The organism is Thalassospira sp. GB04J01 (assembly GCF_000751115.1).
GTDB classification, from domain to species: Bacteria; Pseudomonadota; Alphaproteobacteria; order Rhodospirillales; family Thalassospiraceae; genus Thalassospira; species Thalassospira lucentensis.
This window is the reverse complement of the sequence record NZ_CCDX020000008.1, coordinates 94689-117168: the sequence shown is the minus strand read 5'-3', so window position 1 is coordinate 117168 and position 22480 is coordinate 94689. Positions and strand designations below refer to the sequence as shown.

Sequence of the window (22480 nt, the reverse complement as noted above, 5' to 3'; positions counted from 1 at the left end):
TTGGATCTTAAGGCTTGAGTTTTGCTGTGACTTCAAGCTGATCTAGCCACCCCATGAACGCGCGAATTTTTGGAAGGCGTGATCGGCTTGCGGGACTGGTCGCATAATAATGAAACGGGCTAGCCCGTGGCGGGCCGAACGGGGCAATAATCCGGCCGTTCTTGAGCTCGTCTTCAATGGCAAATGTCGGGAGGAGTGCAACGCCCAGACCGGCTGCTGCCGCCTGCATGGCCATTGTGAAATGCTCGAACTTTGGACCGTTTTCCCCATCAATATCGGTAAACCCGCTTGCCGCAAGCCAATCAGCCCAGCCGCGTGGTCGGGTTGCGATATGAAGCAGGGGGAAGTGGCGTAAATCATCGGTGGTTGGCGTATGATCAAGCTTGCTGGTCAGTTGTGGTCCACAGATTGGGACCATTTCCTCGCCGTGCAAAATATGGGCGTCTAACCCGGACCACTGGCCGTCGCCAAACAGAACCGCGATATCGATTTGTTCGCGGTCAAAATCGGGCATGCCGATACGTGAAATGAAATTGATCACGATATCGGGGAATTGGGCGCGAAAGGCTGGCAGCAAAGGGATCAGACAGCGCGAGCCAAATGTTGGTGGGGCGGCAACGGTCAAAACACCGCTTTCCGATCCCCCTGACAGCAACGTCAATGTTGCACTTTCAAGGTGATCAAGGGCCGGGCGGATGGATTGCAGATAATTTTCGCCCTCAGGGGTCAGGACAAGTCGCTGCTTTTCACGGTTAAACAGTTTGCAGCCAAGCCAGTCTTCAAGTCCCTGTATCTGTCGACTGATCGCACTTTGCGTCAGATAGAGTTCTTCTGCTGCGCGCGATGCACTGCCAAAACGGGCTGTTTGCTCAAAACAGCTTAGGGCCTTCAGGCTGGGGATGCGACGGCTCACGATTTAGTCCTGTTTTTAATATCATGAACCTAGTTCATGAGTTTTATGCATAAACTAAATCACTTTTATCATTTGCAACTTGATCTGCCAATTCCTAGCTTACCCCTATAAGCGATAAGCTTTCAGGGGTAATGTCGTCTCGCCCTTCTATGACGTTACCCCTGTTTTGTTTTCATTAATTTCATAAGAGGATCAGGCATATGGCCAGCCGCGCACCTTTTCACTGGGAAGATCCGCTCCTGCTTGAAGATCAGTTGAGCGAAGAAGAGCGCATGATCCGCGACGCGGCGCGCGCATATTGTCAGGAAAATCTTCAGACCCGTGTTCTCGAAGCCAACCGCCACGAGATTTTCCACCGCGAAATCATGACCGAAATGGGCGAACTTGGCCTGCTTGGCCCGACGATCCCCGAAGAATACGGCGGGCCGGGTGTCAACCATGTGGCCTATGGTCTGGTGGCGCGCGAAGTTGAGCGTGTGGACTCGGGTTATCGTTCGGCAATGTCGGTACAAAGCTCGCTTGTGATGCATCCGATCTTTGCCTATGGCAGCGAAGAACAGCGCAAAAAATATCTTCCGAAACTGGCAACCGGCGAATGGGTTGGTTGTTTCGGTCTGACCGAGCCGGACCACGGTTCCGATCCGGGTGGTATGAAAACCCGTGCCCGCAAGGCCGATGGTGGCTTTACCCTGTCGGGTGCGAAAATGTGGATCACCAACAGCCCGATTGCGGACGTATTCGTTGTTTGGGGCAAGGATGACGACGGTGTCATTCGCGGCTTTATCCTTGAAAAAGGTATGAAGGGCCTGTCGGCACCTAAGATCGAAGGCAAGTTTTCGCTGCGTGCTTCGATCACCGGTGAGATCGTTATGGACAATGTCTTTGTGCCCGAAGAAAACATGCTGCCGAATGTTAAGGGCCTTGGCGGTCCGTTTGGTTGTCTGAATAAGGCACGTTACGGTATTGCATGGGGTGCAATGGGGGCAGCTGAATTCTGCTGGCATGCTGCACGTCAATATACTCTTGACCGCAAACAGTTCGGTCGTCCATTGGCTGCAAACCAGCTGATCCAGCTGAAACTGGCGAACATGCAGACCGAAATCACGCTGGGTCTTCAAGGGGCTTTGCAGTTGGGGCGTATGCTTGATGCCGGAACGGCCGCACCTGAATCGATCTCGCTGATGAAGCGTAACAATTGTGGCAAGGCTCTTGATATTGCCCGTGTGTCGCGGGATATGCACGGCGGTAACGGTATTGCTGACGAATACCATGTTATTCGCCATGCGATGAACCTTGAAGCTGTGAATACCTACGAGGGGACGCATGATATTCATGCCCTAATCCTTGGTCGTGCTCAGACCGGTATTCAGGCCTTCTCGTCTGAAGGCTAAGTAAGTTCTCGGCGGGCGGTTGCGTTAAGCTTCCGCCCGTTTTGAGTCCTGATCGTATTTTCTGTTTTTGATATTTCCGGGATAAGTAGATGACAGGCGCGCTTTCTGGCATTCGTGTGCTCGACCTTTCTCGTGTGCTGGCAGGACCTTGGGCCAGTCAGACGCTTGCCGATCTGGGGGCCGAGGTCATCAAGATCGAACGTCCCGGTTCCGGGGATGACACCCGTGGCTGGGGCCCGCCCTTTGCAAAGGACAAAGCCGGAAACGATACCACCGAAGCAGCCTATTACCTGACGGCAAACCGTGGCAAAAAGTCACTAACGGTCGATATCACCAAGCCCGAAGGTCAGAAAATCGTCCGCAATCTTGCGGCGCAAAGTGACGTGGTTCTGGAAAACTTCAAGGTTGGCGGTCTTGCCAAATACGGCCTTGATTACACGTCACTTGCAAAAATAAATCCCAAGCTGGTTTATTGCTCGATCACCGGGTTTGGTCAGGATGGGCCGTATAAAGACCGTCCGGGATATGATTTCATGATCCAGGGCATGGGCGGGTTGATGAGCATTACCGGTGCCCCGGATGAGGCTCCCGGCGGACAACCGATGAAAGTCGGCGTCGCGGTGGCCGATATCTTCACCGGCCTTTATGCCACCATCGGTATTCTTGCCGCTTTGCGTCACCGTGATGCCACCGGCGAGGGGCAATATATCGATCTTGCGTTGCTCGATGTACAGACAGCCGTTCTTGCCAATCAGGCGATGAATTATTTAACCACCGGCAAGGCCCCAGAACGTCTTGGCAATGCGCACCCCAATATTGTTCCCTACGAAGCATTTCCGTCGGCGGATGGCTATCTTATTTTGGCGGTGGGTAATGACAGCCAGTTTAAAAGTTTCTGCGAAGTTGCGGGCTTGAATGATCTTCCGGCTGACGCACGGTATGCGACCAACCGGTCGCGGGTGGCAAACCGCGAAACATTGGTGCCGATGATCCGTCGCGCCATGGTTACCAAAACCACTGATGAATGGATTGCGGTGCTTGAAAAGGCCAATGTGCCGTGCGGGCCGATCAATACCCTTGACCGCGTGTTTGATAACCCGCAAGTTCAGCATCGCGGCATGATCCGCTATCTTGATCACCCGGTAGCTGGTAAAGTTCCAACGGTTGCAAATCCAATCAAGTTTTCCAAAACGCCGATTTCCGGGGAAACAGCCGCGCCGATGTTGGGGCAACATAGTGATGAAATCCTGCGTAAGGTTGCCGATCTAAGTGACGAGCAGATCGAAAAACTTCGTAGCGCCGGAATTATCTGATTGGCCCTTTTGACGGGCTGTTTCGGTTTAAAGACGCATTGGTTTACGTCGAATAGATGGTAAATGGGTGATTTGTGCGGTGCACAAAATTTTAAAAACCCCTGATTTAACGCAACCAAAGCCTTTCTGATCAAGGATTGTGCGTGGATGTTGCGGAACTTCTTGAATTTCACGTGTTTTTGCTCAAGGTGAATTGCAACTATCTGAATATTTTATATCCTTTTAAAAAATACAAATCGGGGATGTGCATGTCAGAAGTTGTGATTTCTGCTCAGTCGGTCAGTAAAACCTTTGGTGCGGGGGCAGATAAGGTTACCGCCCTTGACGACGTATCGGTTGATATCTTTCAAAATGAATTCTTCACAATGCTGGGCCCGTCAGGCTGTGGCAAAACCACTTTGCTGCGGCTGATCGGCGGGTTTGAGCAGGTAAGTGCCGGGCAGATTTTGCTCGAAGGGCAGGCGTTAAACGATTTGCCGCCGTTCAAACGTCCGATCAATACCGTGTTTCAATCCTATGCGCTGTTCCCGCATTTGACGGTGCGTCAGAACATTACCTTTGGCCTGGAAATGAAGTCCATATCGCGTTCTGACGCAAATGCGCGGGCTGATGAAATGTTGGAGTTGGTGCAACTTGCTCAATACGGGGATCGTTCGCCAAGTCAACTTTCCGGTGGGCAGCAGCAGCGTATCGCACTTGCACGCGCCCTTGCCCCCGCACCAAAGGTGTTACTTCTTGATGAGCCGCTTTCGGCCCTTGATCTGAAATTGCGTAAGGAAATGCAGATAGAACTCAAACGTCTGCAAACCGAAACCGGCATTACCTTTGTCTTTGTCACCCACGATCAGGAAGAAGCACTTGCGATGTCTGATCGCATCGCGGTGATGCAGTCTGGTAAAATCTTGCAGGTTGGCGCGCCGCGTGAAATTTACGAACAACCGACCCATCGCTTTGTTGCTGACTTTATCGGGGACAGCAACTTCCTGCGGGGGGATTTGGTTGACGGACCAAATGGTGGGCATGCAATCAGCTTTGGTGAAGGTCAGGTGATCAATCTGGCGCAGGATGTTAAGTCCGACAAGATTAAGGATGTGAACGTCTCGATCCGTCCAGAACGGCTGAGCATCACAGACGTACAAACCGCCAAAAGTAACCAGCTTACCGGGACGGTGACGTTTGTGACCTATTTCGGAACCGATACCACCTATCGCGTTGATCTGGATGGTCAGGGGCCGGTGACGGTCCGTATGCAAAATGGGGACGGGGCAAATGCGCAATTTGGCAAAGGCGACCGTGTCGGTGTTGTGATGCCCTCCGAAGCAATCCGCGTACTGGTGGACTGATCATGGCACAGTTGTTTCGCAGTAAACGATTTTGGCTGATCGCACCGGCGGTTGTTTATATCGCTTTCTTCATGGCCATTCCGCTGATGCAGATGGCCTATGTCTCGATCCTGGAACGCGGCGATTATGGCGGGGTTAATTGGGGGGCGTTTTCGGTCGATGCCTATGTCAATTTCCTGTTTGAACGCGACCTTATGGATAATCTGGTGCTCAACACCGATTATATCCAAATCTTTGTCCGTTCCTTTGGTCTGTCGGCCATGACCATGGTTTTTGCGCTGCTGCTTGGTTTTCCAACCGCGTTTTACATTTCCATGCAGTCGCAGGGGCGTCGCAACTTTCTGATCTTTTTGGTGACGATCCCGTTCTGGACCAACATTCTGGTTCGAAACTATGCGTGGATGTTGTTGTTGCGCAATGGTGGTTTGATTGATGGATTTCTGAACTGGGCCGGGATTGAAACCGGCGGGCTTGATATCCTCTATACGCCTTATGCCGTTTCTATCGGCCTGACCTACACCTATTTGCCGTTCATGGTGCTGCCAATTTATGCCAGCCTTGAAAAGCTTGATCACAGGTTGGTTGAGGCCGCGTTTGACCTTGGTGCCGATAAGCGGCGCGCCATGAAGCGTGTTATCTTACCGCTTGCCGCACCGGGCATTGCGGCGGGCTGTATCCTTGTTTTCATTCCGTGTCTTGGTGCCTATGTCACCCCGGAACTTCTGGGCGGGGGCAAGTTCATGATGATTGCCAACCTGATTGGCAGTCAGTTTGGGGCAGCGCGTAACTGGCCATTTGGCGCGGGGCTTGGCTTTGTCTTGCTGGCGCTGGTTTTGATTTCCATGTTGGCCTATTCGCTGAAATTCAAATCATTGCCGGAGGAAAAGATATGAAGGTCGATGCCTCCAACCCGCTATGGCGTTTTCGCGGGATTACGTCGACGGCAATGTTGTTCTTTGCATATTTGTATCTGCCGATTGTGATCCTGATTGCGTTGTCCTTTAACGAAAACAGGCTGGCCACCATCTGGACGGGCTTTACCACTGATTGGTATGTTGTGGCATTGTCTAATGATGACATGTTGCGCGCGGCACAAAATTCGCTTGTGGTGGCGGTTTCCGCGACCGTCATTGCGACGATTGCCGCAACCTTGGCTGCAATGGGGATGTCGCGCGGGCGTTTTCGTGGTGAAACCGGTGTATCGGCCATGTTGGCCTTGCCGTTGCTGGTCCCCGAAGTTGTCACCGCGATTGCCACTTTGCTGTTCTTTGTTGCCATCGGGATCAAGCTTGGCCTTTTGACCATCATTATTGCCCATACGGTATTTTGCATCCCGTTTGCCTATTTGCCGATCCGCGCCCGGCTTGAGGGTATGGACCCGTCTTTGACCGAGGCCGCAAATGATCTTTATGCCAATGAATGGAAGGCGTTCCGTCGTGTGACCTTGCCGTTGTTGTGGCCCGGTATTTTGTCTGGTGCGATGTTGTCCTTTATCATCTCGTTGGATGATTTTGTGATTTCATACTTCGTCGGCGGGGCGGGGGCGACCACGCTTCCGATCTATATCTTTGGCATGATCCGTATTGGCATTACGCCAGAGGTCAACGCCATTTCGGCGATGATGTTGCTGGTGTCGATTATCTTTGTCAGCGTGTCATTCCTGATAGATCGCATTCGCTACTGATACTCTCTTTTCAGGTGTTCGGTTTCTGGGCGGGCCGAACACATAAAACAATAAATCACCGTCCATAACAGGGAGACTTACGATGAAATTTCGTTCCGTAATTTTAGGAGCATCTGCTCTTGCCTTGTTGTCCGTTGGGTCGGCAAAAGCAGATGGTGAACTGTTTTTCTATAACTGGTCGAACTACTTTCCGCCGGAACTGATGGAAAAGTTCGAAGAGGAAACCGGCATTAAGGTCACGCTGGATGTCTATGATTCCAACGAAACCATGCTGGCAAAGCTTCAGGCCGGCGCATCGGGCTACGACATTGCCGTGGCGTCTGATTACATGGTCGATGTGATGATCAAGGAAGGTTTGGCAACCGAGATTGATGCCAAAGACTTTGAGAATTTCAAAAATGTCGCCAAGCCACACGACACCATGAAATACGATCCTGATCGTAAATACTCCGCGACCTATCTTTGGGGCACAACCGGTTTTACCTATGACGCATCGGCAACCGATGCTGAAATGGAACGCAGCTGGAAAGAGTTCTTCGAACCACGTGAAGAATTTCGCGGCAAGATCGGCGCGCTGAATGACGAAGTCGAGATGTTCAATGCAGCGTCCTACTACGCCGGTGTGGAAAAATGCACAGAAGACCCGGCTGAGGCGCAAAAAGTCCTCGACGTTCTGTTAAAGCAGAAACCTTATATCGCGGTGTATAGCTCCGAAGGTACGATTGATCGGATGTCAGCACGTGAAGTTTCCATGCATATGCAATGGAACGGTGCCGCACACCGGACCAAGGAAACCATTCCAGAAGCCGTATTTGTTTATCCGAAAGAAGGCCTGACCTATTGGTCGGATCACTTCGTTGTCCCAACCGGTGCGCCAAACCTCGAAAATGCCAAAACCTTCCTGAACTGGATGATGAAGCCGGAAAATGCCGCCGAGGCATCGAACTATGCCGGTTACATGAATTCGATCAAAGGAAGTGGCGAGTTTATGGATCCATCCATGAACGAGGATCCTGCGGTGAATATGCCCGAAGAGTATGCCGATCTTTTGATCGCGGGGCAGAACTGCTCGGTCAAGGCGCGTGACCTGCGCAACCGCGTTTGGACCAAGCTCAAAAGCTGATCTCAATGATGAAAATCTGATTGTTTCGGCCCGGTGCATGTGCTGTCGGGCCGAAACATTTTTTCATGATTCTAGCCACTATCGCCCCATTCGACAGGAAAACCATGTCATGACGTCGCCCGCTTCTTTCCCTGATTACGTTACGATTGCTCTTTGGGCCACCAACCTTGGGAAGCCGATCAACAGCATGGCCGATTGGGCCGATCATGTTGATGGACAAATGGCGAAGGCCGCCAAGCAGGGGGCGAAGGTCTTTGTCATGCCTGAGTATGACAGTGAACAGTGGATGGCCTTTAAGCCAGAAGGTCTTCAGCCCAATCAGGAAATTTCCTGGATGGCAGATCAGGCACCTGCTGCACGTGAACATGCCGCCCGGCTGTCAAAAAAGCATGACATGCTGTTTGTCGCCGGAAGCATGCCCTGGCATCTTGATCCGGCGGACCCGGCCAAGGGGCAAACAAACAGTGCGATGATCTTTACGCCAGAAGGCGATGCAATCATTCAGGATAAACTTTCCCTAACTCCCGGTGAGCAGGAACCTGATGACTGGAACCTCATACCCGGTAAGGAATTTGGTGTTTTTAAATGGCGCGGTTTGAATGTTGCAGTTCTGATCTGCCTTGATATTGAAATGCCCGCTCTTTCGTGCTTGCTCGCCCCGCTTGATATTGATCTTCTTTTGGTGCCGTCGATGACAATGACCCCGTCGGGCTATCACCGTGTGTTTGGCTGTGCCAAAGCCCGTGCGGTTGAACTGATGACCGTGATTGGGGCGTGTGGCACGACGGGAACGGCAATCAATACAACGCAGAACCCGACAAATTATTCCGGCTGTTCGGTCTTTACCCCGTGCGAGCCGCAGCTTGGCCATACGGGTATTTTTGCCCAGACCGAACCAACATTTGATGATGGCGGCGATGGTGAAATGCTGATCGCCAAGGATATCCCGGTTGGGCTTGTCCGTGCGTTGCGTGGTGGCGATGCCGAAGTCTGGCCCGGTGGTTGGACGGCAAATCACGTGCAAATCAACAGTAAGATGCCATAACGACTTGAACCTTGCGGTAAAATGACAAGGATGATGTTGGTTGGGGAATCTGGCCACGGGGCATCTGTGTGCGTGACATGGACCAAGATACAAATAAGTTTGGAGCAAAAATCGCATGAAGATTGCAGTTATGGGTGCAGGTGCTGTTGGGTGTTATTATGGCGCCATGCTGGCGCGTGCCGGGCATGATGTGACCTTGATCGGACGTCCCACCCATGTTGTGGCAATGAACCGTGATGGATTGCTTCTCGATCTGGGAGCATCGCAGGAATATGTCGCCGTGACCGGTAGTACGGAGGCGTCGTCCGTTGACGGTGCAGAACTGATTTTGTTTTGTGTAAAGTCGACGGATACGGAAGATGCGGGTCAGCAGATCAAACCGTTTATTGGCAAGGACACCATTATCCTGAGCTTGCAAAACGGTGTTGATAACGCTGAACGCCTCGGTCAGGTTCTTGGTCAGCCGGTTATCCCTGTGGTGGTGTATGTTGCAACCAGCATGGGTGGTGCCGGCCATGTGAAACACCATGGTCGTGGTGAACTGGTCATTGGCATGTCGTCGCAAAGCCAGGTGGTCGCAGATACATTGCGTCCGGCGCGCATTCCCGTCGAAATTTCCGAAAATGCCGATGGTGCATTGTGGGCCAAAATGATTCTCAACTGTGCCTATAACGCATTGTCTGCAATTACCCAAACCCCGTACGGTGAACTGGTGAAGCAGGACGGTATTTGGGATGTAATGCGCAACGCGGTGGATGAATGCCTTGCGGTTGCGGCGGCCTGCGGCGTTACTGTTCCGGGTGACGTTTGGGGGGCAATTGAAAAGATTGTCGAAACCATGCCCGCGCAGTTTTCATCGACCGCACAGGATTTGGCGCGCGGCAAACCAAGCGAGATCGATTATCTCAATGGTTATATCGTACGCAAAGGCCGCGAATTTGGCATTGCCACCCCGACCAATCTTGCGCTGCATGCCATCACCCGGCTACGCGAACTTAAGGGCGTTGCGGGTTAGTTTCACATTTTTGTTTGCTTGAAGACATCGTCAAGGTGACGCTGAGTGACAGCGATGGCGGCCGCGGCGTCAACATGGCCAATCATTACGGATGTGCCCAGCCCGTGAACAAGCGCGATCAGCCTAGTGGCTTCAAAGGACGGATTGGCCTGTGCTTGTAAGCTGCCGTCTCGCTGACATTCCATGAACAGATTACAAAGTTGTCGTTCCAATCGTTTTGGTCCGTCGGCAAAAGGGTGGGATGCCATAACACTATCGGTCATGGCAATAACCGCATAGGACAACCAGACAAGATGGAAAGTCCGGCTGTCCGGTTCATTCGGGATAGCTTCGTTAGCAAATATCTCAAGGATACGGCGCGGACTTTCACTGGTGATTTCACCCGAAAGACGGTCAGCCCATCTTTGATGGCTGTCTGCTTCGAGTTTCAGCAAGGCGGCATGCATCAGGCCCGCTTTGTCAGTGAAGTAATATTGTACCAGACGCAGGGAAACATTCGCCTCGGCCGCAACGGCACGCATTGTAACCTCATGCAGTCCAATGCGTGTGGCAAGCTTGATCAGGGCATGAATGATCTCGTTGCAACGTTCCTCATGATCGACAAATTTTGGCATCTGGTTCCGTCATTTTCTTGATCTGATTTTTATGATACAGTTGTACCATAAAAATCAATACAGGCAAAGTCAGGAGTGAGCAAATGCCTGATCAGGAAAAAACGCCGTCAAAGAATAGTGTGGCATGCGACATCCCACCACGTTTGTGGTTGATTGCTTCAGTGATCGGTGCGGGGGCATTTCTGGCGATGATGGATTCAACCGTCATAAATCTGGCGGTTGGGCAAATTGACTCAAAATTCCCTCTCAGGTCAGACACCATGTCCATTGATGATCGCGTCGGCAGTTCGGGTTTATGGTCAGAACTGTTTCCGAAACTCTCGCCAGGCACACTGACCGTTTCGAGTTACTTGCTGGCTATGGCAGTTTCTTTGCCGCTGACTGGATGGCTTGGCAACCGGTTTGGGAATGCACGTTTATGGGTGATAACACTGGTAACGTTTCTAGGCGGTTCAATCATGTGTGCTGTTGCACCCGACGCAGTGGTCTTGATTGCCGGACGTATCGTGCAGGGGCTTTCGGCGGGAATAATGATCCCGGCGGGACAGGCACTTCTTGGGCGGATGGCCGGTCCAAGGCAGTTAGGGCGTATAATGGGAAGTGTCGGCTTTGCCGTCGCACTCGGTCCAGCACTAGGGCCAGCTATTGGTGGCTGGCTGGTTGAGACGTTTTCATGGCGCTGGATATTCTGGCTCAACATGCCGGTTGGCGCGCTGGCTCTGGTTGGTTCATTTCTTCTGTCGGCCAATAAACCTAAGCAGGCAGATTATGATGCTCGCTTTGATGCTCGGGGATATCTGCTATTGGCGACGGGGCTGCTTTTGGCTCTGACCGGGGCTATCATTGTACAAGAGCCAAACCATATGGATTTGGCGGCGGGGATGATTGCGGTCGGGACTGTCACCCTTGTCTGCTTTTTTAAAAGAACACCGTCGTGCGGAGGGTGTCTTGTTGATCCATCCTTGATGGAGGTGGCATGTTTTCGCGCTGGTTTCTTCGCGTCGGGCCTGACGGCGATGAATATGTACGGCGGGTTGCTGTTCTTGTCAGTTTTTTTCGAGACGCAAACCGGCTTGGGATTGGACCAGATTGGCGGATTGTTGTTTTCTATGGGGATCGGGGCGGCGTTGGCATTGCCGGTTTGCGGCATGCTGTGCGATCGGTTTGGAGCCGGGGCGGTCTTGTTGTCGGGATCGGGTTTGCTTTTGATCAATACCGTTGCGTTAATGTTTTCTGAAAATGGCAGCTTTATTATGCTGGCAATACTGTTGGCGTTGCGCGGTGCGGGTCTGGCATTGACTCAGATGCCAGCAGTGACTGGCGCCTATGTTTCGGTGGATAACGGGCGCATGGGCGATGCGGCTACCCTGATCAATCTGGTGCAGCGGGCCGGGGCCTGTATCGGCGTGGCGGTTATTGCAACGCTGACAGCATGGGGCGGGCTGCCAGATATGCTGTGGGGGTTGGTCTTTTTGCTGCTATTGGCAGTTGCAATGACATTGCCAGCAGTACAGATGATGCGCGCGGAAAATCGAGTGGGATCAGTCCGGTTGTAACGGTGATACCTTTTTGGCTGGTGGCGTTGTGATGTCCGGTTTTGGAATGGGAACGCCTATTCTGTCACCAAACATCACAATCGCGGCGGCAAGCACGATCAGGAAAGCCCCAACCAAGCTCACCGGTGCGGGTAGTAGGCCAAACACGGTAACATCTAGCAACAGTGCCCAGATCATTGCGGTATATTCGAATGCGGCCAGTGTCGATGCTGGGGCGCGTGCCAATGCTTCGGTCATGAAAATATGAGCAAGTCCACCGGTCAGCCCCGCTCCGATCAGGCAGGCCAGAACTTTGAATGATGGATCAGCCCAGCCAAACGGCAGGGTCAGCAACCCACCCAGCGAGCAGATCACAGCAAAATAAAACGCGATGGTACCAGCTGATTCTGTGCTGGTCAGGGCCTTGATCTGAATCTTGGCAAAGGCGGTGGTGACGGCCATGGCAAGCCCAGCTCCAATGCCGATCAGAACGCCGGTATCAATCCCCGGTGTTGAAAGTGTTGGCCACAGCATCAGGAATACGCCACCAAACCCGGCGAAGGTGGCGGTAAACACGGCAATGCCGGGCTTCTCCCGCAGCATGACCATGGCAATCGGTAAAACCAGAAGCGGTGCCAAGAAGCCAAGTGCTGTTGCAAGAGCAAGCGGTAGATAGGCCAAAGACAGGAACGAAAAGAACATCGATACGACGCCAAATGTGCTGCGTTTAAGATGTCCCATCGGGCGCGCGGTGCGAAGTCCACGCGGGAACTGGCGTCGCCACATCAAGTACATCACAATCGGGATCAGCGCGACAGAGCTTCGCCAGAACATGATTTGCCCCACCGGTGCCTCAAAGGACGCCAGCCGGACAAAAAGGCTCATAATCGCAAACAGGCCGGTCGCCGCTAACCGCAAGCCAACACCGGACCAAAATGTATTCATTCCTGCTGACCTCCGACAATGCCTCTTTTATCAATACCGGAACCCGTCAGGTTTGCATGAATGACAAATTCTCATATCTGGGCTGAAGAAAATTTGCGACTTGGTCGCAGGTGCCGATGTTTCGCGGGGTTACGGCAAATATCTGGACGCTTGGTGCATAGATATGGACAAACGGCATAGTGCCATTGGCAGATTGCTTCAAAGTTGTGCTCATCAGAAAGGGTGCCGTTGCCAGATACGATGAAATGTCATCGGGCGATGGTGCAGGTCGAAAACCAGGTAGGGAAAGGCCTTTGATGATGTTAAGCGCGACGTACTGTAGCGGCGATGATGTCATCGCGTGCAGACAGCCACCTCACCAGCGTCCAGTGGTGATTATTGAACAAAATCTTGCAAACCTTGATCAGGCGATTACGCAATACCTTGGTCTTGGGGATATTATTCTTGTGCCCAATCCGTATCATGGCCTTCATATGATACGGATGTTCGAGGCCGAGAATATTGAAATTATGGCGGTCGTGGGCATTCATCCCGCGCACGATACAGCGCTTTGGGCGGTATAACGCACAAATATCCCTGATCGTCTAACGAAAGCCTGAAAAGGACGCCCAACCGTACCACGTCGGTTGGGCGTTTTGCCATTAGGTCAGCCCGTAAAGCCAGCTTTCATAGCGTTTATCGACAAGGTCATTGGTGTTTGTTGTTTGGCGTTCGCTAACCACAGCCCCATTGCGGACTTCGCCCGGTGTCGTGTCGTACTTTTCACGGAATGCCCGGATAAAACTGGCGTCGCTGGAAAAACCGCACTCCAGTGCAATGTCATAGATCGAAGAACGCGCCCTTAAAGGATCGTTCAACAGCGATATTGCCTGACGTAACCGCATGTCGCGAATGTAATTGTAAACACCGCCATAAGGCGCAAAGTAATTGTACAGCTTGGACCGAGAGACCCCAAGATCATGTGCCGCCTGACGTGGGTTCAGATCCGGTGAGCCAAGGTTTTCACGAAAATACCGGCGCATGCGGACCATGTTCATGATGCCGTTTCGCTGATGGCTTGTTTCACGGGTGAGGCCGGTTGCCGTGTTGATGCAGTTTGCGAACATCAAGGCGAATATTTTCTCGACAGTACTTGATTGTTGATGAGTGAGAGTGCGGACATTTTTGTGCAATGAGATCAATTGATCACGCAGCATTCGGACCATCGGATCGCCTGGATCAAGAAACCGTATACAGTGATCGTTCGGTTGATGAAGTAATTCTTCAACAAGGGGACGTGGCATGACCAGTGTTAAGGTCTGCAAATCACTTGTCTGGGCTATAAATGGTTGTGTCAGGTCATAGACAATAAGCCCATTACGTTTTATTTCCGTGCCGCCCTTGCCGGTTTCGCAATGAACCGTACCGTTGGTGTAGAGGCCAACGCCATAGTGGTCCATACCGTTGCCAGCAATCTGACTATAGGCACGCTCAAAGCTTTGTTGCCGCGATTTCACATCCATCAACATCAATGAGCCGAAAAGATGTGACTCAATACTTGACGTAAAGTTTTCGTCGCGAACCGTTTTATCGGCTTCGACCCCAAAAAGACAATTGATTGAGTCCTTCCAAACGCCATAGCGTTCATGCATTGGAAGGTTATCGACCGTAAAAAAAGAGCTGGAACAACCAGCTGACGCCTGTTCCGATTGCATTGTTATCTTCCCCAAATGGCCTACATGGCACGCATCAGATGATGCATTATTAAAATGTGGATTGGGTCAGGCTTACTTGCCTATCCACTAATGTAAGATAGCCTAAATTAACCATTAGTGCAAAATCACTTATGTATAGGCATATTAAAAGTGTTAATTAGAATACTGAGAAAATGGTAATGCAACGTCGTGCGGGACAATGTCTCTCGGAATAGACCATGATGTCCGAGCCAAGGACCACGTGCTGCAGGTCGACGTCTGGTTGTCAGGCCGAGGAGCTAGGAAAACAGTTTCCGTACTACTTGTTACGGTTCCCTTATTTTAGGTACTTGTATTTCTTTCTGTTTTTGTCTTTGTCTTGCAGCTTGAGGCTCGGGCCACGGGAAAGATCGAACTTCGCATACCGTATATTTATATATTCACTTAATTATATATTTGAAAATACTTTAGTATAATAAATTCTTGAATTTCTACACCAAAGTATTGGTCCGTATTTCTGTAACGCGCGGATGACAAGGGTTGGCGGGCTTTTTCTGGACACTCTGTAAAATGTTTTGGACGCTCTGCGCATTGGTTTCACGCAATGTGTGATATCTCCGTCTAGACAAAACTAAAATAGAATCTCGAAAGCACAATCCGCTTCGAGCGATCAGGTAGAGCCGTCATATTTCTCCGGGGGAGAAGATGAATTCATTTGAATTACACCCAGCACGCCGTAAAGGAGAGGTCTATCATACAGACCCTGGACGGTATCTGGGGGAAAACTGCCATCTAGACCCAGGCCGTCGGCATGGGGAACCAAACCACGAGGTTTGGAAAGATCTCATTTCGATGCGTTTGACTGCTGCGGCCAAGCGCACCTTATTTTCCGCACAAGAGGCGGAAGATTCGACCTACTTCGACAATTCCAACGCTGAAAACGCCACAGCAATGATCCGTGCTATTGGCGACAGTGTTGCGGTCCTAAAGTCCATTGTCGATATCATGCCCGCCCTTGAACGATTGATTTCAGTAAATTCTGGGCTTGAAGCCAAGCACCGAGATCCCAAAACCATTCAGCATCGAACATCGGAAAAGCTTCCGCCCAAGCGACCGCTGACAAACAACAGCGGCTGGTCATCGGATGCCATGATCGAAATGCATAATATGTGTGCTGAAAGCCGTCGAAAGCCTGCCGGGAAACCGAGGTTGAACGGTGTGTATGAACACAAAGACGACAGCACGGATAATGTGATCCCACCCGGCCCGCATTATTACAAACCGAATTAACGGCTATCCGGATGGGGCATTTTACAAAACCCAAAGTGTCCGGACCAAATAGTTGATCTTTGATAAATCATTGCGCCGCCGAAAAGACGAAGGTGACTTTGTCTGATCGGCGGTCGTTTTTGTGATCTGTGCTGCACCCGGCATCGGGTCTTCTTGTCTCTTGGGCTGGCATCAAACGGCTTATCGGAAATAGCCACCGGGTGTTTTGCCCGTTGCCTTGCGGAACATGGCAATGAAGGCCGACGTGTTTTCATATCCCAAATCAAGGGCAACTTCTGTGACCGGCCGTTCATTGGCCAGCCGTTCCAACGCATACAGCAGCCTTAACTTTTGCCGCCACTCACGAAACGGCATGCCGGTTTCACGTTGAAACAGGCGGGCAAGTGTGCGGCTTGACGCGCCACAAACCTTTGCCCAGTCATCAAGTGTACGGTTGTCTGCAGGATCCCCTTGCAGATGTTCGCAAATCCTTGAAAGTCGGGGGTCTTTTGGGGCAGGCAAATACAAATTGTCCTGATCCGGGGCCTTTAGTTGATCGAGCAAAACACGGATAAGACGCCCTTCTTCGCCGTCTTCGTCATACTCAATCGGGATTTCGGTCGCCGCACGGATCAGTTCACGCAACAGCGGGCTGACGTCAAGAACCATGCATCGGTTGGGTAGGTTCACCGAAACATCACGTCCGATATAAAGGTGGCGTGCACGGGTTAATCCGCTGCAAGTTACTGCATGATCGGTATGGGGAGGCACCCAGACAGCTCGCTGTGGTGGGACAATCCACATGCCGGCCTCTGTCAGGACGGTCATGGTTCCTTCAATGGCGTACAGTAGCTGGTTCCAGTCATGGCTATGGGCGGCAACGTGATAGCCCGCAGGCATGTCACTGACCCGGACATAGACCGCACGCGGCAATTCTTTTGGCCGGGGACGGTTGTTGTGATGAATGGGGCGGCCTTCAAACGTGTTCATGATGTGGGGCATGACATTCGTCCAAATAAAACTGTCTGATTTGCGGTATATATTGGCAGATTATCGTAAGACAGACGATCTCGACAGGTTTAACTTGGTCTCATTCCAAATCAACCATTGTTGTGACAAAGGACCCGCCACCAACGCGGCCCTGTCTGGGAGACAAAATGTCCAAACAAATCATACCAGAAGCCAGTAATCACGCCGCCCCGCTCGGTGAAGTGGCAAATGGTGATGTCGGTGGCCCGGTCTATAAGGGCTGGCGCAACCCCGAAGTTCTTTTGATTGTTATGGCTGCGGCCATGCCGTTGTCCTTTTCAACCTGGATGGCGCTTTTAAATAATTTTTCGGTCGAGATGGCCGATTTTACCGGACGTGAAATCGGAATTTTGCAGTCTTTGCGTGAAATTCCCGGCTTTATGGCCTTTAGCGCGATATTTGTTTTACTGATTTTACGCGAACAAACCTTTGCCTTGCTCTCATTGTTGGTGTTGGGGATCGGGGTGGCGATTTCTGGTTATTTCCCGACCGTGATCGGGCTGTATTGCACCACGGTCCTGATGTCGATTGGCTTCCATTATTTTGAAACCATGCAGCAGGCCTTGTCCCTGCAGTGGGTGAAAAAGGAACGCACGGCAATGGTGATGGGCCGGCAGCTTTCAGCAAAGTCCGTGTCGTCGCTGGTGATGTTTGGCATCGTCTGGGTGATGCTTGAAGTGTTCAATGTCGAGTATCGCTATGTCTATCTGCTGGGGGGGGCGTTGACCGTTCTTGCCGCCCTGTTTGTCTGGGGCGCTTTCCCCAAATTCTCTGATGCCCATCCGCAAACCAAAAAACTGATCCTGCGCAAACGCTATTGGCTGTATTACGCCCTGACCTTCATGAGCGGCGCGCGGCGTCAGATATTTACCGTCTTTGCCGGTTTCCTGATGGTTGAGAAATTCGGCTATGACGCCGCGACCATCACGCTGTTGTTCCTTCTCAACCATGCGATCAACATGGTGCTGGCACCCAAAATCGGCAAACTGATCGCCAAATGGGGCGAGAGACGGGCACTGACATTTGAATATGCCGGTTTGTTCATCGTCTTTATGTCCTATGCCTTTGTCGAGAACGACAAGATCGCCGGTGGGCTTTATGTGATTGACCATCTGTTCTTTGCGATGGCGATTGCGATCAAAACCTATTTCCAGAAGATCGCCGATCCGGCTGATATCTCATCGACTGCAGGTGTCAGCTTTACGATCAACCATATTGCTGCGGTGTTTATTCCCGCGGCCTTTGGCCTGATTTGGCTGTTGTCACCAAGTGCGGTCTTCCTTGCGGGGGCTGCGATGGCGGCTGTGTCACTGGTCCTTGCCCTTAACGTGCCGAATGACCCGGAACCGGGAAATGAAGTGGTGCGGGGGTATAAATCGGCGCAACTGCATCCGGCCTGATTAGAAGCTTTTAAACTGTCGATTGACGTGACTTTAGAAACGCCTGCGCAATGACGCAGGCGTTTCTATTTGTGTTTGCCGCATCTTTTTCGCAAAATCTTCAAAATCTTGACCATCTGAACGGGAATAATGTTTCGTGATTAAGTACGTGAACAGGGAAAAGACACATGGCGCACATTCGTAACACAGGGGCGGTACTCGTCGGGCTGTCGCTGGCACTCGCCAGCGGGACGGCTTTGGCGGACAGTTCGGTCTCGCTTCGCATTCTGGAAACCACCGACATTCATACGCATCTGGTCAATTATGATTATTACCGTGATGGGGCGTCTGACACAGTCGGGCTGGCCAAGGTTGCGACATTGCTCAAAACCGCACGCGGCGAAGCCGAAAACATGGTCCTTGTTGATAATGGCGACCTTATTCAGGGTAACCCGCTGGGCGATTATATGGCCAAGGAACGCGGCCTGAAAAAAGGTGAAATACACCCGGTTTATAAGGCAATGAACCTTCTGGGGTATGACGCCGCCAACATTGGCAATCATGAGTTTAACTATGGTCTCGACTTCCTTGCCACGTCACTCGCCGGTGCCGATTTCCCCTATGTCAGTGCCAATATATTTGTCGATGACGGCGATGATAACGCAGAAAACGACAAACCGTATTTCGAGCCTTATGTCTTGCTGGACCGCGAATTCGTTGATGACAACGGTAAAACCCATAAGGCAAAAGTTGGCGTGATCGGGTTTGTTCCGCCGCAAGTCATGCAATGGGACAAGACCAACCTCGCCGGTAAGGTGATTTCCAAAGACATCGTCGATATGGCGAAGAAATACGTGCCGGAAATGCGTGCCAAGGGGGCGGACATCGTTATTGCGGTGCCCCATTCCGGCTTTTCGACCATGGAACGCCATGGCATGGAAGAAAACGCCACCTATTACCTGTCCGAAGTTGAAGGCATTGATGCCATCCTGTTTGGCCACGCCCACACGGTGTTCCCCTCAGAAGACTTTGCCGATGTCAAAGGTGTCGATCTTGCCAAGGGCACGATTAATGGTGTTGCAGCCGTCATGCCGGGCTTTTGGGGCAGTCACCTTGGCGTGATTGACCTGCAACTGAATGTGTCAGATGACGGGACATGGAGCGTGGTCGACAGCCTGTCGGAAGCCCGCCCGATTTATCAGCGCGAAGGTCGTGACGTTACCCCGCTTGTCGAAGCCGACCCTGATGTGGTCGCAGCAGTAAAAGAAGAACACGAAGCCACCATTGCCTATATGCGCGAAGGTGTCGGGACGACCGCTGCCCCGATCAACAGTTTCTTTGCCTTGGTGGCCGATGATCCGTCGATCCAGATCGTGACCAATGCCCAGAAATGGTATCTGGAAAAACTGCTGAACGGTTCGGAATATGACGGCATTCCAATCCTGTCAGCCGGGGCTCCGTTCAAGGCCGGTGGTCGTGGCGGCCCGGATTACTTTACCGATATTGCAGAAGGCAAAATCGCGCTTAAGAACGTTGCGGACCTTTATATCTATCCCAACACAGTCCGTGCGGTACTGCTGAATGGCGATCAAGTTCGCGAATGGCTGGAAATGTCGGCCGGCCAGTTCAATCAGATTGATCCGAATAGTAGCGAAGAACAGCCGCTTATTAACCCGGATTTCCCAACGTACAATTATGACGTGATTGACGGGGTGACCTATCAGATCAATGTCACCAAACCAGCCCGCTATAACAAGGCGGGTGAGGTGGTGAATGCCGACAGTCACCGCATCGTCAATCTGGCATTTGAGGGTAAGCCGGTGAACGCCGATCAGCAGTTTGTTGTCGCGACCAACAACTATCGCGCCGGTGGTGGTGGCAATTTCCCGGGGCTGGATGGATCGACCGTCATTGTCGAGGCACCCGATGAAAACCGCACCGTTCTGGGCAACTATATTCTGTCGGAAAAGACGATTGATCCGAAAGCGGATGGTAACTGGAGCTTTGCCCCGATTGGGGATGCGTCCGAGGTGACGTTCGTCACCAGTCCAAAGGCATCATCGGCGGTCAATGCCCCTGACGACATCAGTTTTATCGGTGAGGATAAGGATGGTTTTGCCAAATATGTCCTGCAAACCAAATAATGATTGATGTCTGGCCGGAGCTACCTTGCGCTATGCTTGGTGTGTTCCGGTTCAGAATATGAAACTAAAAAAAGCCGCCCGGATGTGCTGGGCGGCTTTTTGAATTCTGGAGGTCGATCTAAGCCGATCAACTTATTTCTTTGCGCCGGGGCGCTGTGGGCCTCTGTTCGGACCGCCCTGCTGCGAAGGCGGATTGTCTTCACGTGGGTTTTTGCCGTTCAAATAGGCCTGCGCGCAATGTTCGTCGCAATAAGGTTTGGTCGGAATGTTTTTCTTACCGCAGAAATAAAAATCATCCGTATCCGGATCACCAAACGGCCAGCGGCACATGCCCGGCCCGAGATCATAGATAGAGATGCCTTTGCTCTGCTGTTTCGGCGCAGGAGCCTTTTTCTGTTCGGCTTCTTCCGCGCGGCGCTGGATCGGGGAGGGGCGCTTGGGCAGTCCCAGGCGGTGTGCCTTGCCAACCACAGCATTCTTGCCAACGCCCAGTTCTTCACCGATGCGTGCCGTGGTCCAGCCCTGATTCCAGAGCGAAGTCAGCAATTCAATCTTTTCCGGCGTCCAGCTCATTTCGAGTATATTCCGTGTTCCGTTGTCTGCCCGACGGTATGTTACCGATGACAGATGCTTATTGTCCGATGTCAAACAGGGATACAGACGTATCTACTAATATCGCGTAACGCAAGTGTCATGGAGATTCGCACCACGACCAAGATGCGCGAACAGCGCAATTTGCATGTTGGTGCCGTAATGTAAAGGGGAGATCGTCATTTGATCTGGTTTTTCATATCTGTTGTGGTGTTCTTGGCAGGCCACATCATCCCCGGTCTGATGCGAAATCAGATCGTCGGATGGATGGGGCAAAGGGCTTACGTTGTTTGCTTCTCAGTGCTTTCGCTGGTGTTGCTGGTTTGGGTCATTCACGAGGTGCTTGTTGCTGATTTCATACCCCTTTGGCCGTTTGCCCCATGGCAGGTCTATGTCGCGCTGTGCCTGATGTTACCTGCATGTATTTTGTGGGCTGCGACCATTCTTCAACCCTGTCCATTGTCGATCGGGCGAAAAAATGGTTTTGATCCAAACCGCCCCGGGATTAATGCATTTTGTCGGCATCCGTTGTTGCTTGGGGCATTCTTGTGGGGACTTGGACATGTGCTGCCCAATGGGGATCTGGTCGCGGTAATATTCTTTGGCGGAAGTGCTGTTTTTGCTCTGGTCGGTTTTGCCAGAATGGAAAAAATCCGCATGAAAGAGATGTCAAAGGCCGAAATATCTGAGATTTTGGCCGGGACTCGGCGGTTTGCCCCGCGTGCAGTACTTCATGGTGCGATTGGTCTGGGTGAAATTGGTTTGGGGGTGATGATTTATGCCTGCCTGATCATCGCCCACCGATATGTCATTGGCATCAGCCCACTTGGGGCGCTCGGCGCATTTGGTGGCTAAGCGATCTTTGTTTTAAATGCGTCTTTCGATGTGTTCTTGACCACGGTGCTTGCAAGCCCGGCCTTTGATAAGGATACTATCTTTACCGCGCATGCATTCTGTGCCGCTGCCGGTTACGCAAAGCGAGGTACCATGACTTCTTCCCAACTCGCGACAAGCTTGGCGAAATTCGCTGAAATGGAAGGCCGTCATCCACGACTTCTGTTGGCGACAGCATCTTCGCATGAGGAACGGCACCATAAAAAGGTCGCGACCCTGTTTGCTGATGGCGGCTTTGACGTCGATGTCGCACCCGCACATTCAGATGCACAATCCATTGCACGTCAGGTCATTGATTGTGACGCGGATATGCTCGTCCTGATCAGAACGTCACTGACTGCGGACGACCGGGTGAGTGTCGCAGACATTATCTCGTCGCTAGATGCCCTGGATGGGGAATATGTGAAATTTGGCATTGTCGGCCACCCGGATGACCCGGCGAAAAGCAATGTCGATTTCCTGTGCGATCTTGATCATCTCAAAACCACTGACTGCGAAGCTTTGATTGAATACATTTTGGCCGTTGAAGAAGGACGTGTCGCACAACATATTTAAAGTGCTGTCGAATCTTCTAATATGA

21 protein-coding genes are annotated in these 22480 nt (G+C 51.8%); 15 read left to right on the top strand and 6 right to left on the bottom strand.

Going from position 1 to position 22480, the window contains the following annotated elements:
• Positions 1–7 precede the first annotated feature (7 nt).
• Positions 8–913: a LysR substrate-binding domain-containing protein gene (locus tag AMM48_RS05710; RefSeq protein ID WP_102783282.1), complete on the bottom strand. Its 906-nt coding sequence runs from the start codon at positions 911–913 to the stop codon at positions 8–10.
• A 200-nt stretch (positions 914–1113) separates the two neighbouring features.
• On the opposite strand from AMM48_RS05710, the gene AMM48_RS05705 reads away from it, so the two are divergent.
• The 8 genes from AMM48_RS05705 (at position 1114) to AMM48_RS05670 (ending at position 9827) form a co-directional block, all read left to right on the top strand.
• Entirely contained in the window at positions 1114–2304 is a 1191-nt protein-coding gene (locus AMM48_RS05705) for an acyl-CoA dehydrogenase (RefSeq protein WP_022731076.1), read from the top strand.
• An 89-nt stretch (positions 2305–2393) separates the two neighbouring features.
• Positions 2394–3617, top strand: a complete 1224-nt coding sequence (locus tag AMM48_RS05700) for a CaiB/BaiF CoA-transferase family protein (protein WP_102783281.1) — start codon at positions 2394–2396, stop codon at positions 3615–3617.
• 248 nt (positions 3618–3865) lie between these two features.
• Positions 3866–4960, top strand: coding sequence for an ABC transporter ATP-binding protein (locus AMM48_RS05695; RefSeq protein ID WP_102783497.1), 1095 nt, complete (start codon positions 3866–3868; stop codon positions 4958–4960).
• Positions 4961–4962: 2 nt separating this feature from the next.
• Positions 4963–5853, top strand: coding sequence for an ABC transporter permease (locus tag AMM48_RS05690; protein WP_101299133.1), 891 nt, complete (start codon positions 4963–4965; stop codon positions 5851–5853).
• Positions 5850–6644, top strand: a complete 795-nt coding sequence (locus AMM48_RS05685) for an ABC transporter permease (protein WP_022731080.1) — start codon at positions 5850–5852, stop codon at positions 6642–6644. Before AMM48_RS05690 ends, AMM48_RS05685 begins: the two co-directional genes overlap by 4 nt.
• An 82-nt stretch (positions 6645–6726) precedes the next feature.
• Positions 6727–7767 (top strand): extracellular solute-binding protein, encoded by a 1041-nt coding sequence (locus AMM48_RS05680; RefSeq protein WP_102783280.1) that lies wholly within the window; start codon positions 6727–6729, stop codon positions 7765–7767.
• A 109-nt stretch (positions 7768–7876) separates the two neighbouring features.
• Positions 7877–8812: a nitrilase-related carbon-nitrogen hydrolase gene (locus AMM48_RS05675; protein ID WP_102783279.1), complete on the top strand. Its 936-nt coding sequence runs from the start codon at positions 7877–7879 to the stop codon at positions 8810–8812.
• 115 nt (positions 8813–8927) lie between these two features.
• A complete protein-coding gene (locus AMM48_RS05670) occupies positions 8928–9827 on the top strand; it encodes a 2-dehydropantoate 2-reductase (RefSeq protein WP_102783278.1) in 900 nt (299 codons plus the stop codon).
• Between the two features lie 2 nt (positions 9828–9829).
• Here the strand turns inward: AMM48_RS05670 and AMM48_RS05665 are convergent, their stop codons facing one another.
• Positions 9830–10441 (bottom strand): TetR/AcrR family transcriptional regulator, encoded by a 612-nt coding sequence (locus tag AMM48_RS05665; protein WP_102783277.1) that lies wholly within the window; start codon positions 10439–10441, stop codon positions 9830–9832.
• Positions 10442–10524: 83 nt separating this feature from the next.
• Between AMM48_RS05665 and AMM48_RS05660 the strand changes: the two genes are divergently transcribed.
• The gene (locus AMM48_RS05660) at positions 10525–11997 is read left to right on the top strand and encodes an MFS transporter (protein ID WP_102783276.1); all 1473 of its coding nucleotides are present in this window, start codon (positions 10525–10527) and stop codon (positions 11995–11997) included.
• Here AMM48_RS05660 and AMM48_RS05655 read toward each other — a convergent pair.
• Positions 11983–12921 (bottom strand): DMT family transporter, encoded by a 939-nt coding sequence (locus AMM48_RS05655; RefSeq protein WP_102783275.1) that lies wholly within the window; start codon positions 12919–12921, stop codon positions 11983–11985. The genes AMM48_RS05660 and AMM48_RS05655 overlap by 15 nt on opposite strands.
• Positions 12922–13100: 179 nt before the next feature.
• Between AMM48_RS05655 and AMM48_RS05650 the strand changes: the two genes are divergently transcribed.
• Positions 13101–13484 (top strand): hypothetical protein, encoded by a 384-nt coding sequence (locus AMM48_RS05650; RefSeq protein WP_146030385.1) that lies wholly within the window; start codon positions 13101–13103, stop codon positions 13482–13484.
• A gap of 78 nt (positions 13485–13562) precedes the next feature.
• On the opposite strand, the gene AMM48_RS05645 is transcribed toward AMM48_RS05650, so the two are convergent.
• On the bottom strand, positions 13563–14552 hold the full coding sequence (locus tag AMM48_RS05645) for an AraC family transcriptional regulator (RefSeq protein WP_158246431.1): 990 nt from the start codon (positions 14550–14552) through the stop codon (positions 13563–13565).
• 894 nt (positions 14553–15446) lie between these two features.
• On the opposite strand from AMM48_RS05645, the gene AMM48_RS05640 reads away from it, so the two are divergent.
• Positions 15447–15884, top strand: coding sequence for a hypothetical protein (locus AMM48_RS05640; protein ID WP_102783272.1), 438 nt, complete (start codon positions 15447–15449; stop codon positions 15882–15884).
• 180 nt (positions 15885–16064) lie between these two features.
• On the opposite strand, the gene AMM48_RS05635 is transcribed toward AMM48_RS05640, so the two are convergent.
• On the bottom strand, positions 16065–16865 hold the full coding sequence (locus tag AMM48_RS05635; RefSeq protein WP_102783271.1) for a helix-turn-helix transcriptional regulator: 801 nt from the start codon (positions 16863–16865) through the stop codon (positions 16065–16067).
• 155 nt (positions 16866–17020) lie between these two features.
• Here AMM48_RS05635 and AMM48_RS05630 point away from each other — a divergent pair, with 155 nt between their 5' ends.
• Both AMM48_RS05630 and AMM48_RS05625 read left to right on the top strand, forming a co-directional pair.
• Entirely contained in the window at positions 17021–18292 is a 1272-nt protein-coding gene (locus AMM48_RS05630) for an MFS transporter (RefSeq protein WP_102783270.1), read from the top strand.
• Between the two features lie 167 nt (positions 18293–18459).
• Complete coding sequence (locus AMM48_RS05625) at positions 18460–20415, top strand: bifunctional 2',3'-cyclic-nucleotide 2'-phosphodiesterase/3'-nucleotidase (protein ID WP_102783269.1); 1956 nt, start codon at positions 18460–18462, stop codon at positions 20413–20415.
• A gap of 132 nt (positions 20416–20547) precedes the next feature.
• Here AMM48_RS05625 and AMM48_RS05620 read toward each other — a convergent pair whose 3' ends face one another.
• Complete coding sequence (locus AMM48_RS05620; protein ID WP_022731092.1) at positions 20548–20988, bottom strand: GcrA family cell cycle regulator; 441 nt, start codon at positions 20986–20988, stop codon at positions 20548–20550.
• A 201-nt stretch (positions 20989–21189) separates the two neighbouring features.
• Here AMM48_RS05620 and AMM48_RS05615 point away from each other — a divergent pair, with 201 nt between their 5' ends.
• Positions 21190–21861 (top strand): NnrU family protein, encoded by a 672-nt coding sequence (locus AMM48_RS05615; protein ID WP_102783268.1) that lies wholly within the window; start codon positions 21190–21192, stop codon positions 21859–21861.
• A gap of 132 nt (positions 21862–21993) precedes the next feature.
• Positions 21994–22455, top strand: a complete 462-nt coding sequence (locus tag AMM48_RS05610) for a methylmalonyl-CoA mutase (RefSeq protein ID WP_102783496.1) — start codon at positions 21994–21996, stop codon at positions 22453–22455.
• The last annotated feature ends 25 nt before the right edge of the window (positions 22456–22480 follow it).

What these genes read in the sequence shown, in the direction of transcription:
- AMM48_RS05705 (WP_022731076.1), top strand. Translation starts at nt 1,114, where the DNA reads ATGGCCAGCCGCGCACCTTTTCACTGGGAAGATCCGCTCCTGCTTGAA.
- AMM48_RS05700 (WP_102783281.1), top strand. Translation starts at nt 2,394, where the DNA reads ATGACAGGCGCGCTTTCTGGCATTCGTGTGCTCGACCTTTCTCGTGTG.
- AMM48_RS05695 (WP_102783497.1), top strand. Translation starts at nt 3,866, where the DNA reads ATGTCAGAAGTTGTGATTTCTGCTCAGTCGGTCAGTAAAACCTTTGGT.
- AMM48_RS05690 (WP_101299133.1), top strand. Translation starts at nt 4,963, where the DNA reads ATGGCACAGTTGTTTCGCAGTAAACGATTTTGGCTGATCGCACCGGCG.
- AMM48_RS05685 (WP_022731080.1), top strand. Translation starts at nt 5,850, where the DNA reads ATGAAGGTCGATGCCTCCAACCCGCTATGGCGTTTTCGCGGGATTACG.
- AMM48_RS05680 (WP_102783280.1), top strand. Translation starts at nt 6,727, where the DNA reads ATGAAATTTCGTTCCGTAATTTTAGGAGCATCTGCTCTTGCCTTGTTG.
- AMM48_RS05675 (WP_102783279.1), top strand. Translation starts at nt 7,877, where the DNA reads ATGACGTCGCCCGCTTCTTTCCCTGATTACGTTACGATTGCTCTTTGG.
- AMM48_RS05670 (WP_102783278.1), top strand. Translation starts at nt 8,928, where the DNA reads ATGAAGATTGCAGTTATGGGTGCAGGTGCTGTTGGGTGTTATTATGGC.
- AMM48_RS05665 (WP_102783277.1), bottom strand. Translation starts at nt 10,441, where the DNA reads ATGCCAAAATTTGTCGATCATGAGGAACGTTGCAACGAGATCATTCAT.
- AMM48_RS05660 (WP_102783276.1), top strand. Translation starts at nt 10,525, where the DNA reads ATGCCTGATCAGGAAAAAACGCCGTCAAAGAATAGTGTGGCATGCGAC.
- AMM48_RS05655 (WP_102783275.1), bottom strand. Translation starts at nt 12,921, where the DNA reads ATGAATACATTTTGGTCCGGTGTTGGCTTGCGGTTAGCGGCGACCGGC.
- AMM48_RS05645 (WP_158246431.1), bottom strand. Translation starts at nt 14,552, where the DNA reads ATGCATGAACGCTATGGCGTTTGGAAGGACTCAATCAATTGTCTTTTT.
- AMM48_RS05640 (WP_102783272.1), top strand. Translation starts at nt 15,447, where the DNA reads ATGCGTTTGACTGCTGCGGCCAAGCGCACCTTATTTTCCGCACAAGAG.
- AMM48_RS05635 (WP_102783271.1), bottom strand. Translation starts at nt 16,865, where the DNA reads ATGCCCCACATCATGAACACGTTTGAAGGCCGCCCCATTCATCACAAC.
- AMM48_RS05630 (WP_102783270.1), top strand. Translation starts at nt 17,021, where the DNA reads ATGTCCAAACAAATCATACCAGAAGCCAGTAATCACGCCGCCCCGCTC.
- AMM48_RS05625 (WP_102783269.1), top strand. Translation starts at nt 18,460, where the DNA reads ATGGCGCACATTCGTAACACAGGGGCGGTACTCGTCGGGCTGTCGCTG.
- AMM48_RS05620 (WP_022731092.1), bottom strand. Translation starts at nt 20,988, where the DNA reads ATGAGCTGGACGCCGGAAAAGATTGAATTGCTGACTTCGCTCTGGAAT.
- AMM48_RS05610 (WP_102783496.1), top strand. Translation starts at nt 21,994, where the DNA reads ATGACTTCTTCCCAACTCGCGACAAGCTTGGCGAAATTCGCTGAAATG.